General features: G+C 75.3%; 18 protein-coding genes. 10 read left to right on the forward strand and 8 right to left on the reverse strand.

Annotated features, from left to right (window positions below; translation table 11 throughout):
- Nucleotides 1-18 precede the first annotated feature (18 nt).
- The 6 genes from E1285_RS40015 to E1285_RS40040 are packed head-to-tail and all read right to left on the reverse strand — an operon-like array spanning nt 19 to nt 2,837.
- Nucleotides 19-372 carry a cation:proton antiporter subunit C gene (locus tag E1285_RS40015; protein WP_132159816.1) on the reverse strand — a complete coding sequence of 118 codons (354 nt, stop codon included), beginning with the start codon at nt 370-372 and terminating at the stop codon, nt 19-21.
- Nucleotides 369-1,133, reverse strand: coding sequence for an MnhB domain-containing protein (locus tag E1285_RS40020; RefSeq protein WP_132159817.1), 765 nt, complete (start codon nt 1,131-1,133; stop codon nt 369-371). Before E1285_RS40020 ends, E1285_RS40015 begins: the two co-directional genes overlap by 4 nt.
- The gene (locus E1285_RS40025) at nt 1,130-1,609 is read right to left on the reverse strand and encodes a DUF4040 domain-containing protein (protein ID WP_243723384.1); all 480 of its coding nucleotides are present in this window, start codon (nt 1,607-1,609) and stop codon (nt 1,130-1,132) included. The genes E1285_RS40020 and E1285_RS40025 overlap by 4 nt, the downstream gene beginning before the upstream one ends.
- Before the next feature lie 7 nt (nt 1,610-1,616).
- A complete protein-coding gene (locus tag E1285_RS40030) occupies nt 1,617-1,910 on the reverse strand; it encodes a monovalent cation/H(+) antiporter subunit G (protein ID WP_132159818.1) in 294 nt (97 codons plus the stop codon).
- Nucleotides 1,911-1,923: 13 nt separating this feature from the next.
- Entirely contained in the window at nt 1,924-2,190 is a 267-nt protein-coding gene (locus tag E1285_RS40035) for a monovalent cation/H+ antiporter complex subunit F (protein WP_132159819.1), read from the reverse strand.
- Complete coding sequence (locus E1285_RS40040) at nt 2,187-2,837, reverse strand: hypothetical protein (protein WP_132159820.1); 651 nt, start codon at nt 2,835-2,837, stop codon at nt 2,187-2,189. Before E1285_RS40040 ends, E1285_RS40035 begins: the two co-directional genes overlap by 4 nt.
- 154 nt (nt 2,838-2,991) lie before the next feature.
- Between E1285_RS40040 and E1285_RS40045 the strand changes: the two genes are divergently transcribed.
- The 10 genes from E1285_RS40045 to E1285_RS47930 all read left to right on the forward strand — a co-directional run bounded on the left by E1285_RS40045 (nt 2,992) and on the right by E1285_RS47930 (nt 8,473).
- Nucleotides 2,992-3,951: a TIGR03557 family F420-dependent LLM class oxidoreductase gene (locus E1285_RS40045; RefSeq protein ID WP_132159821.1), complete on the forward strand. Its 960-nt coding sequence runs from the start codon at nt 2,992-2,994 to the stop codon at nt 3,949-3,951.
- A 58-nt stretch (nt 3,952-4,009) separates the two neighbouring features.
- The gene (locus tag E1285_RS40050; protein ID WP_132159822.1) at nt 4,010-4,450 is read left to right on the forward strand and encodes a hypothetical protein; all 441 of its coding nucleotides are present in this window, start codon (nt 4,010-4,012) and stop codon (nt 4,448-4,450) included.
- 189 nt (nt 4,451-4,639) lie between these two features.
- Nucleotides 4,640-5,074, forward strand: a complete 435-nt coding sequence (gene gvpJ / locus E1285_RS40055) for a gas vesicle protein GvpJ (protein WP_132159823.1) — start codon at nt 4,640-4,642, stop codon at nt 5,072-5,074.
- Nucleotides 5,074-5,877, forward strand: coding sequence for a GvpL/GvpF family gas vesicle protein (locus E1285_RS40060; protein ID WP_132159824.1), 804 nt, complete (start codon nt 5,074-5,076; stop codon nt 5,875-5,877). The genes gvpJ and E1285_RS40060 overlap by 1 nt, the downstream gene beginning before the upstream one ends.
- Nucleotides 5,878-5,880: 3 nt before the next feature.
- Complete coding sequence (locus tag E1285_RS40065) at nt 5,881-6,144, forward strand: gas vesicle protein GvpG (protein ID WP_132159825.1); 264 nt, start codon at nt 5,881-5,883, stop codon at nt 6,142-6,144.
- Nucleotides 6,145-6,154: 10 nt separating this feature from the next.
- On the forward strand, nt 6,155-6,415 hold the full coding sequence (gvpO, locus tag E1285_RS40070) for a gas vesicle protein GvpO (RefSeq protein ID WP_132159826.1): 261 nt from the start codon (nt 6,155-6,157) through the stop codon (nt 6,413-6,415).
- 48 nt (nt 6,416-6,463) lie between these two features.
- Nucleotides 6,464-6,859, forward strand: a complete 396-nt coding sequence (locus E1285_RS40075) for a gas vesicle protein (protein ID WP_132159832.1) — start codon at nt 6,464-6,466, stop codon at nt 6,857-6,859.
- A complete protein-coding gene (locus E1285_RS40080) occupies nt 6,856-7,761 on the forward strand; it encodes a GvpL/GvpF family gas vesicle protein (RefSeq protein ID WP_132159827.1) in 906 nt (301 codons plus the stop codon). The genes E1285_RS40075 and E1285_RS40080 overlap by 4 nt, the downstream gene beginning before the upstream one ends.
- The gene (locus tag E1285_RS40085) at nt 7,758-7,964 is read left to right on the forward strand and encodes a gas vesicle protein (RefSeq protein ID WP_132159828.1); all 207 of its coding nucleotides are present in this window, start codon (nt 7,758-7,760) and stop codon (nt 7,962-7,964) included. Before E1285_RS40080 ends, E1285_RS40085 begins: the two co-directional genes overlap by 4 nt.
- Nucleotides 7,961-8,473: a gas vesicle protein K gene (locus E1285_RS47930; RefSeq protein ID WP_243723385.1), complete on the forward strand. Its 513-nt coding sequence runs from the start codon at nt 7,961-7,963 to the stop codon at nt 8,471-8,473. Before E1285_RS40085 ends, E1285_RS47930 begins: the two co-directional genes overlap by 4 nt.
- A gap of 16 nt (nt 8,474-8,489) precedes the next feature.
- Here the strand turns inward: E1285_RS47930 and E1285_RS40095 are convergent, their stop codons facing one another.
- Together E1285_RS40095 and E1285_RS40100 are read right to left on the reverse strand one after the other, a co-directional pair.
- A complete protein-coding gene (locus E1285_RS40095) occupies nt 8,490-9,371 on the reverse strand; it encodes a methyltransferase domain-containing protein (RefSeq protein ID WP_132159829.1) in 882 nt (293 codons plus the stop codon).
- An 83-nt stretch (nt 9,372-9,454) separates the two neighbouring features.
- Nucleotides 9,455-9,831 (reverse strand): ATP-binding cassette domain-containing protein (locus tag E1285_RS40100; protein WP_132159830.1); only part of this gene is annotated, 377 nt, incomplete at its 5' end.

Here is a 9,831-nt window from a genome sequence, read left to right on the forward strand (position 1 = left end):
CGATGGTGGTCTGCAGGATCACGATTCGAGGGACCGCAGGGCGCCGGGGTCCAGGGTGCCGCGGCGTTTGGCGACCTGGACGGCCAAGGCGAGCAGCAGGGCGGTGACGGTGGCGCCGACGACGATGTCGGTGAGGGTCATGGCCTGCACGACGGGGTCGGTGACGGGCCCGCCGGCGGGCGGCGGGGGCCGGTCGGAGAACACCGGGGCGGTGGCGCCGTAGCGGTAGCCGATGGCCAGCAGCAGCACGTAGGTGCCGGACTGGGTGACCGACAGGCACACCACGGCGTGGATGAGGTCGCGGCTGGTGACGACGCCGTAGACGCCCACGAGCATGATCCAGCCGGCCGTCAGGTAGGGCAGGACGCTCACGGCGGCTCCCGGGTCTCGGCGTCGGGTCTGCGGTCGGTGCCGGACCGGGGGCCGGTCCGGGTGGCGGGTCCGCCGTCGCGGACGAGCAGGGCTTGCTGGAAGAACCTGCCCAGGAGCAGGACCATGGCGCAGCCGACCTCGACGCCGACGGCGGTGTTGAGGGCGGGGACGCGGCCGGCGGCGGCCTGCCCGGCGGCGGCCAGGGCCAGCACGGCGAACGCGGCGGCGGCGACGGCCTCGGCGGACTCGAACAGCGGGATGGGCCGCAGCCGCTGCAGGGCGGGGTAGTCGCCGGCGAGGTAGAGCAGGTGGATGGCGGTGCCGAGGACGACGCCGCCCTGGAATCCGCCGCCGGGGGACTGGTGGCCGTGCGCGACGATGTAGACGCCGGCGACGAGGGTGAGGGGCAGCAGCAGGTAGCCGACGATGCGCAGCGCGTCGGACACCTCGGCGGGCCCGTACCGGTGGGAGCCGCCTTCGTCCTGCGCTTCGCGGCTCACCACGCGCAGCAGCACGACGGCGCCGACGGCGGCGGCCAGCAGGATGATCTCCTCTCCGAGGGTGTCGAAGACGCGCTGGTCGAAGGTGACCGAGGCGACGGCGTTGGAGGTGCCCTGCCGCAGGGCCTGCTCGACGGCGCGGTCGCCGTAGGGGTGCACGGCGCCGCCGAACGCGGGCAGGCCGAGGGTCCCGGCGGTGAACACCGCGGCCGTGCCGGCGGCGCCGGCGGCGAACAGCAGGAGGCGGGCGCGGACCTTCACCGGCGCGCCTCCCCGCCGCCGTTCCCGCCGCGTCCTCCCTCGTGTCTCCCGCTGTGCTCCGCGCCGGGCGCGCCGTCCTGCCCGGCGCCGGTGCCGGGGCCCGCGGCCTGCTCGCCCTCGTCGCCGCCGCCGGAGCGGCCCGCCTCGGCGTCGGCGGCGCGGTGCCGGCGGGTGGCGTGCAGGGCGAGCACGACCAGGAGCGGCATGACGACCGTGCCGACGCCGAACTGGGACATGGCGACGTCGGGGGCCTGCAGGATGAGGAACAGCAGGCCGAGGACCATCCCGTACCCCGACAGCACGATCGCCTGGCGGACGGTGCTGCGGGTGAGGACGACCGCGGTCGCCATGAGCGCGGCCATCGCGAGGGCGGTGGCGATGAGGGCGTCGGCGAGCGGCCCCGACAGCGCGTCGAGCGACAGCGCGTCCAGTGACGCGGCGTCCAGTGACGCGGCGGTCGGCGGCGGGGTGTTCACGGCGGGTTCACTCCGGCCTGCCGGCGGCGCGTTCGACTGCCTGGCCCGCGGTGACCACGGCGGCGGGGCCGGTGGCGGCCAGCAGCACGGCGATCACGGCGAGCTTGGCGACGTCGTGCCAGGACGACCAGGGCCGCAGCGCCAGCCCGCCGATCAGCAGCGGCGCGGCCAGCGCGGTGACGGGCGCGACGGTGTGCAGCCGGGCTGCGGCGCCGCGGGTGAGGAGCAGCCGCAGCCCCGCGGCCACCGCGATCGCGGCGCCGGACCAGGTCAGCACGTCGGCGAGCAGGGCGAGGGTCATCGGCGTTCCCCGTTCACAGCGTCCGGCTCAGGAACCGGGCGAACACCAGGGACCCGGCGAACGACAGCAGCGCCACGACCAGGGCGACGTCGAGGTAGGCGGGCCGCCCGTAGGCGGCGGCCAGCAGCACCAGGACGAGCGCGACCAGCGGGCCGGTGACGATCAGCCCGGCGAGCCGGCCGGCGGGGCGGCCGCGCAGGGTGGACAGCAGCGCGGGCAGCAGCGCGCCGGCCATGACGGCGAGGGCGGGCACGGCGGTGTTCAGCACGCCGGTGCTCATGCCGGTTCCCAGCCGGGATCCCCGCCGGAACCGGCGCGGGGGGTGTGGAGGAGGCCTGCTCCGTGCAGGCGCCGTTCGAACGGGGAGGGCCGCGGGGTGAGGCGGTGGACGCGCAGCAGGCCGCGTTCGGGGTCGACTCCGCCGACGTAGGCGCCGGGGGAGGCGGACATCAGCAGTGTGGCGACGCCGCGGTCGGCGGGTCCGGGCGCCACGCCCAGGGACGTCCAGCCGCCGCCGGACGCGCCGCGCGCGGTGATCCGGGCGGTGTCGGCGGCGATCTGGGCGGGCAGCAGCGCCAGCGGCGGCAGGAGCCTGGCCGGCGGGACGGGGCGCCGCCGCGGTGACAGGTCGGCGGCGGGCCGGTGGCCGCCCTCGGGGTCGTGGGCGGTGCCGGTGCCGAGCAGGGCGCGGCGTGCGGCCACGGCCGCGGCGGCGCCCGCGGCGGCCGCCAGGGCCCCGACGGTCATCTCGGTGGGGGTGATCGCGGACGCCATGGCGAGGTATCCGGCCAGCAGCACCGACCACCAGGCCAGTGGTTCGGCGGCGCGGCGTGCGGGCCCGGGGCGCAGCAGCGGGGTGGGGCCCGCGGGCGCGGCGCGGCGGAGCGGCCCGGCGCGGTCGTCGGGGGTGCCGTGGCGGTCTGGCATGGCTTGCGGCATACCCGGGCGGACGGTTTCAACCGTTCCCTTCGACGGGCCCTTCGGCCGGCCCGGCGTCCCGGTCGGGATGTTTGCCCGGGCAGGGCCGGGTAGTCGCCGTAGAGGCCGGTTCCGCGATCGCGGAGGGAGCAGGGAGCCGTCGATGACCAGATTCGGTTACTTCCTGTCGACCGAGGAGCACGGGCCGGCGGAGCTGGTGCGGCAGGCGCGGATGGCCGAGCACGCCGGGTTCGAGGCGCTGTGGATCTCCGATCACTTCCACCCCTGGCTGGACGAGCAGGGGCAGGCGTCGTTCGTGTGGTCGGTGATCGGGGCGGTGTCGCAGGCGACGTCGCTGCCGATCGCGACGGCGGTGACGTGCCCGCTGGTGCGCGTCCACCCGGCGGTGATCGCGCAGGCCGCCGCGACCAGCGCGGTGCTGACCGGCGGACGGTTCACCCTCGGCGTCGGGACGGGCGAGTTCCTCAACGAGCACATCGTCGATTCGCGGTGGCCGGTCGCCGCCGAGCGGCTGGACATGCTGGAGGAGGCCGTGGACCTGATGCGGCGGCTGTTCACCGGCAGGCAGGTCACCCACCGCGGCGAGCACTTCCGGGTGGACACCGCGCGGCTGTACACGCTCCCGGACGAGCCGCCGCCGATCTTCATGTCGGGTTTCGGGGGGAAGGCGGCGAAGCTGGCCGGGCGGATCGCCGACGGGTTCATCTGCATGATGCCCGACGAGGAGCTGGTGAGGGAGTACCGGCACAGCGGCGGCGAGGGCAACCCGGTCCAGGGCGGGCTGAAGGTGTGCTGGGGCCGCGATGAGGGCGAGGCGCGCCGGACCGCGCTGCGGCTGTGGTCCAGCGACCACGTGCCGGGCGAGGCGAAGCAGCAGCTCGCGCTGCCCCGGCAGTTCCGGCAGCTGGCGCAGCTGGTGACCGAGGACATGGTGGCCGGGCGGGTGCCGTGCGGCCCCGACCCGCGGGTGCACGCGGCGGCGCTGCGTACCTACGCCGATGCCGGGTACGACGACGTGTTCGTGACGCAGATCGGTCCGGAACAGGACGGTTTCTTCGACTTCTACGCCGGTGAGGTGCTGCCGCGGCTGCGCGGCGGCTGAGACCGGCCCGCCCGGGGCGACGCCCCGGGACGGCAACCCCCCGATGGAAGGATGGATGATGAACACCCCCTCGGAGCCCGGTGACGGGCCCGGAAAGGCCGGCAGGACCGCGGCCGGCGCCGCCGGAACCGCCGGAAAGGCGGGCAAGGCCGCCGCGAGTAAGGCGGGGGCGGGCAAGGCCGCCCAGGCCGGCAAGGCCGGCGCGGGAAGCGCGCAAAAGACCGCCGGAGGCGCCGCCAAGGGCGGCGCTGCGGCCGCGAAGGGCGCCAAGGGCGCCTCGGAAGGCGCCGCGAAGGGCGCCGAGGGCGCCGCACAGGGAACGGCGCAGGGCGTCCAGAAGGGCGTGGCGCAGGCCGGTGACCAGGTGACCGCGCTGCCCGGGCGGGTGGCCGGGCTGGCCAAGCTGATGACGCTCGGGCGGCTGCTGCGCGCCGTCCCGGTGGCGGTGGCCGGTGTCGCCGGCGTCGTCGTCGGGCGGCTCACGGCAAGGAAACGCTGACCCGCACGACGGCGCGTTCGGATGCGCCCCCGCGGCGGCCCTCCGGAACCGGGAGGCCGCCGCGGGGGCGCTTTCGTGCCCAGCTTGACCGGCGGGTGACCGGAACCGGGTCCCCAGTTTAGGGAGATCAGTGCGGGTACAGGGGTGAGGTGAACAACGGCAAAACCCCCCAAAAAGGGAGTTGATGACATGACTGGGCCGGTCGCCCAGCAGACCTCGGGCAGCAACTACGTCCAGCGCGGCGGCACCGGTAGCAGCCTCGCCGACGTCGTTGACCTGATCCTGGAAAAGGGACTGGTCATCGACCTGTACGCCCGGGTCTCACTGGTCGGTATCGAGCTGATCACCATCGACGTGCGGATCGTCGTCGCCAGCGTCGACACCTACCTGCGGTTCGCCGAGGCCGTGAACCGCCTCGACATCGCCAACGACGGCACGCAGGGGCTGCCGCAGTTCCTGTCGGGCGCGCAGGAGTCGGGCGCCAAGAAGAAGACCCGCGGCGCCCTGGAAGGCGCGGGTGAACGGCTGAAGGAGACCTTCGGCGGCGACGACGAGGACTCCGAGGAGAGCGACAAGCAGCCCGCGCGGCGCCGCTCGTCCCGCAAGAAGGAGGACGAGGAGTAATGACCACGCCGCAACCCCCCGGCGGCCCGGGCCCCGGGGACACCCCGCAGCACGGCGGGACCCCGCAGTACGTGTACGGGGTGACCCGCTCGGGCGCGGCCCTGCCCGCGGACGTCAACGGCCTGGACGACCTGCCGGTCGCGCTGGTCGAGGACGGCGGCGTGTGCGCCGCGATCGTCAGCGACCTGCCGCGCGGCCGCGCGCTGGGCGAACGCGCCGACCTGGTGGCGCACCAGCGGGTCCTGAACTCGCTCGTCGACGCCGGGACCGTGGTGCTGCCGTTCCGGTTCGGCGCCGCGCTGGCCGACCGCGCCGCCGTGGAGAAGGAACTGCTGGCCGGCAACTCCGAGCGGTTCGGGCACGTCCTGGACCGGCTGGAAGGCCACGTCGAGCTGCGCCTGAAGGCCACCTACGTCCAGGACACGGTGCTCCGCGAGATCATGGCGTCCGAACCGGAGATCGCCGAGCTGTCGCGGCGGCTGCGCGAGGTCCCGCCCGACGTCGCCGACGCCGTCTACTACGACCGCATCCGCCTCGGCGAGCTGATCGCGCAGTCGATGGAGCGGCTCCGCGAGGCCGACGGGCAGGTGCTGCTGGACGGCGCCGCCCCGGCGGCCGAGGCCGCCGCCCCCAAATCGCCCGCCCGCGAGGAGGACGTGCTGGACGCCTCGTTCCTGGTCCGCACCGACCGGCGCGCCGAGTTCGAGCGGGCCGTGGACAAGCTGGCCCGCGACCACGCCGACCGCGTCAAGATCCGGCTGATCGGCCCGCTGCCGCCCTACGACTTCGTCCCGGAGGAGTAGGCGATGGGGCTGTTCTCCGGGCTGGTGACGCTGCCGCTGGCACCCGTGCGCGGCGTGATGTGGCTGGCCGAGACGCTGACCGAGCAGGCCGAGGCGCAGCTGTACGACCCGGGCAGGATCGCCGCGGAGATGCAGCAGATCGCCGACGAGGTCGCCGACGGTGAGATCACCGAGGAAGAGGCCGCCGAGCGCGAGGAGGATCTGATCCGCCGGCTGAACGAGGGCCGCGCCCGCGAGCAGGCCCGCCGCGAGCAGGCCGGCGGGTAGGAGGCCCGTGATGATGTCCGCGTCCGACGCCGCCAAGCGGGCGGCCGAGCACGTCACCGCGATGACCGGCCGCAGCGCCGAATGCGTGGTGGGGCTGGAACGCGCCGGCGAGGACGGCTGGCGGGTGCAGGTGGAGGTCGTGGAGACCCGCCGCATCCCCGACTCCGCCGACATCCTCGCGATCTACGAGACGGAGGTGGACGCGGACGGCGAACTGGTCGGCTACCGCCGCGCCCGCCGCTACCCCCGCGGACGAGTGGAGAGGGACTGAAGACCATTGAGTGAGTCCTGGACCGGGACCCGGTCGCCCGCACGGTCGATGTCCGGCGAGAAGACCTCGGCCAACCTGGCCGACCTGCTGGAGCGCATCCTCGACAAGGGCATCGTGATCGTCGGGGACATCCAGATCAACCTGCTCGACATCGAGCTTCTGACGATCAAGCTGCGGCTGCTGGTGGCGTCGGTGGACCGGGCCAAGGAGATGGGCATCGACTGGTGGGAGCACGACCCGTCGCTGTCGTCCAAGGCCCGGCAGGCCCAGGCCGAGGCCCAGAGCCAGGCCGACGCCGGCGACCGCGCCCTGCTGGAGGAGAACCGGCTGCTGCGCGAGCGGCTGGCCGCCCTGGAGGCCGGCGACGGCGCCGCGGCCGAACCCGCGGGCAAGGCCGCGGGCAAGGCCGCGGGCAAGGCGGCCGGGAAGGAGCCCAGATCATGACCGACGCCCAGACCGCCGGCGACACCGCCGTCTACCTGTACGGCGTCGCCCGGGACCTGGACCCCGCCGCGCTCGGCGACGCCGCCGGGGTGGCGGGCGCACCGGTCCGCGGCGTCGTCGCGGGCGGGCTGACCGCGCTGGTCAGCACCGTCCGGCTGGAGGAGTACGGCGAGGCGGCGCTGCGCGCCAACCTGGAGGACCTGGCGTGGCTGGAGGCCACCGCCCGCGCCCACCACGACGTGGTGGACCGGGCGGCGCACTCCGCGCCGACCGCGCCGGTGCGGATCGCGACCCTCTACAGCGACGACGCCCGCGTAGCCGAGGTCCTGGCGGCGCAGGGCGAGCGGTTCGGCGCGGTCCTGGACCGCATCACCGGCCGCTCGGAATGGGGAGTGAAGGCCTACGCGTCCGCCGAGACGCTGCGCGGCGACCCGCCACCCCGGACGCAGGACGACGGGGACCCCTCGGATCCCGGTGGGGGGCTCGCGCCGAGGGCCGAGCCCCTCACCGGCCCACGGCCGGCCGCCGCGCCGGAGGGCGGCGGCGTGGGGACGGCGTACCTGCGGCGCCGGCAGGACGAGCGCCGCCGCCGCGCCGACGCGGGACGCCGGGTGGGCGAGGCGGCCGACGGCCTGCACGCCGAACTCGCCGGCCACGCCGTGGCCTCCCGGCACCACCCGCCGCAGGACCCCGGCCTGTCGGGCCGCCGCGACACCCAGATCCTCAACGTCGCCTACCTGGTCGACGAGGACCGGGCCGAGCGCTTCCTGGCGGTGGCGCGGGCGGCGTCCGAGCGGCTGCCCGGCATCGAGCTGGAGGTGACGGGGCCGTGGCCGCCGTACTCCTTCATCGACACCGCCGACACCACGCCCGCACCCGAACCGGGGGACGCGTCCCGGTGACGGCCGTACTGGACCACGCCGGCGACGCGCCGATGGAGCGGGTCGCGCTGGTCGACCTGCTGGACCGGCTGCTGGCCGGCGGCGTGGTCATCACCGGCGACCTGGTGATCTCGATCGCGGGCGTCGACCTGGTGCAGGTGTCGCTGCGGGCGCTGATCACCACCGTCCGCGACGAACTGCTCCCCGAGGAGGACCGACCGTGACCCGGCCAGACCGCGACGGGCCAGACCGCGACCGGACGGGCCATGAGCCCGCCGACCGCGACCGCGAGCCGGTGACGGGGGAGGTGTCGGTGACCGATCCCGCCGCCGGCGACCCGCTCACCGACGACATCCTGGCGGGCCGCACCGGCGGCTCGTCCGCGCACGCCCCGGTCCGCGCCGCGCCCGCCCGGGACGCGGACCGCCAGACGGGTCCGCGGGAACGCTCGTCCCGGACGATGCAGCGGCTGCGGTCCGACCCCGAGACCGTGGAACGCGACCTGGTCAAGCTCGTGCTCACCCTGGTCGAGCTGATCCGCCAGCTGATGGAACGCCAGGCGCTGCGCCGCGCCGAGGGCGGCGACCTGTCCGACGACCAGATCGAGGATCTCGGGCTGGCGCTGATGCGGCTGGAGGAGGCGATGACGCGGTTGAAGGACCACTTCGACCTCGACGACCACGACCTCAACCTCGACCTGGGCCCCCTCGGCCCGCTCCTGCCGGACAACTGACCCGTCCCGGGCGGCCTCACCCGGGCGGGTTGACCGCGACCGCCTTGAAGAACGTGTAGCACAACGTCCCGTCCGGTTCGGCGGCGCGGTGCAGGGCGGCGACGCCGCGGTCCCAGTCGGCGGACGTGGAGAGCCCGGCCGCGACGGCCTCGTCACCGACGCCCTCGACCATCGCGGTGAAGGTGTCGAGGGTGAACGCCCGCGCCAGGTCGGGCCGGGACCCGTCGGCGTACATGGTCCTGGGGGAGACGGTGACGCCGCCGTACCCGGCGCCGGCCAGCAGCGGCCGCAGGCGCCGCCCGATGAGCGCGTCGCCGCCCCCGGCGGCCTGCAACGCGACCAGGTGGCCGATCGCGGCGCGGGCGTCGGCGCTGTCGGGGTGCAGGAACGCCGAACCGTGGTCGCCTTCGATCACGGTGAGGGTCCCGCCGGGCCGCAGCACCCGCCGCAGCGCCACCAGCGCGGCATGCGGGTCGGTCAGATGCTCCAGCACGAAGCACACGAACAGGTGATCGAACTCGTCGTCGGCGAACGGCAGATCGTGCAGGTCGGCGTTCACCCACGCGACCCGCGCACCCGGGCAGGACGCGGCGACGCGGGCGCGGGCGCGGGCCAGCGACTCGCCGGACACGTCGGCGGCCGTCACCTCCGCGCCGGGGGAGCGGGACACCAGATGCACCGTCTGCGAGCCGACCCCGCAGCCGACCTCCAGCACCCGGCTCCCGGCCGGGTAGGACGTCCCGCCGTGCAGCAGATCGGCCAGCGCGTCGGCCTGGTCGCCCAGGCGCCGCGCCTCCCGCCCGGAGTATCCGTGCACATAGCCGCCGGTCTCAGTGCCGCCGGTCCCGGTCGCGCCGGACGCGGTGCCGCCGTGCGGAGTCGTTGTCGTGGTTTCCATGACTCAACCATGGCCGCGCAATGGTCCGGAGAACAGGTCCAATCACCACCGGCCGATCTGGTCCAATAACGAGGTCCGCCCGCTCACGCCGCCAGGAGCTCGGCGTCCCACAGGTCCCGGTACGCGCCCGGCGCCGCGAGCAGCTCACCGTGGCGGCCCCGCTGCACGATCCGGCCCCGGTCCAGCACCACCACCTCGTCGGCGGCGTCCAGCGCCGCGAGCCGGTGCGTCACCAGCAGCAGCGTCCCACCGCCCGGCCACTCCAGCAGATCCCGGGTCAACGCGTCCGCCGCCACCGGGTCCAGCGCCTCGGCCGGCTCGTCCAGCACCAGGACCGGCGGATCGGCCAGCAGCGCCCGCGCCAAAAGCAGCCGCTGCCGCTGCCCGCCCGACAGGCCCCGGCCACCCGCGCCGACCACGGTGTCCCACCCCTCCGGCAGCTCCTCCACCACCTCGGCGA

This window comes from Actinomadura sp. 7K507 (assembly GCF_004348425.1).
Lineage (GTDB): Bacteria > Actinomycetota > Actinomycetes > Streptosporangiales > Streptosporangiaceae > Spirillospora.

Coding starts and splice junctions, on each gene's coding strand:
- E1285_RS40060 (WP_132159824.1), top strand. CDS start 5,074: ATGACCACGCCGCAACCCCCCGGCGGCCCGGGCCCCGGGGACACCCCG.
- E1285_RS40030 (WP_132159818.1), bottom strand. CDS start 1,910: ATGACCCTCGCCCTGCTCGCCGACGTGCTGACCTGGTCCGGCGCCGCG.
- E1285_RS40040 (WP_132159820.1), bottom strand. CDS start 2,837: ATGCCAGACCGCCACGGCACCCCCGACGACCGCGCCGGGCCGCTCCGC.
- E1285_RS40095 (WP_132159829.1), bottom strand. CDS start 9,371: ATGGAAACCACGACAACGACTCCGCACGGCGGCACCGCGTCCGGCGCG.
- gvpJ (WP_132159823.1), top strand. CDS start 4,640: ATGACTGGGCCGGTCGCCCAGCAGACCTCGGGCAGCAACTACGTCCAG.
- E1285_RS40035 (WP_132159819.1), bottom strand. CDS start 2,190: ATGAGCACCGGCGTGCTGAACACCGCCGTGCCCGCCCTCGCCGTCATG.
- E1285_RS40065 (WP_132159825.1), top strand. CDS start 5,881: ATGGGGCTGTTCTCCGGGCTGGTGACGCTGCCGCTGGCACCCGTGCGC.
- E1285_RS40045 (WP_132159821.1), top strand. CDS start 2,992: ATGACCAGATTCGGTTACTTCCTGTCGACCGAGGAGCACGGGCCGGCG.
- gvpO (WP_132159826.1), top strand. CDS start 6,155: ATGATGTCCGCGTCCGACGCCGCCAAGCGGGCGGCCGAGCACGTCACC.
- E1285_RS40050 (WP_132159822.1), top strand. CDS start 4,010: ATGAACACCCCCTCGGAGCCCGGTGACGGGCCCGGAAAGGCCGGCAGG.
- E1285_RS40080 (WP_132159827.1), top strand. CDS start 6,856: ATGACCGACGCCCAGACCGCCGGCGACACCGCCGTCTACCTGTACGGC.
- E1285_RS40075 (WP_132159832.1), top strand. CDS start 6,464: ATGTCCGGCGAGAAGACCTCGGCCAACCTGGCCGACCTGCTGGAGCGC.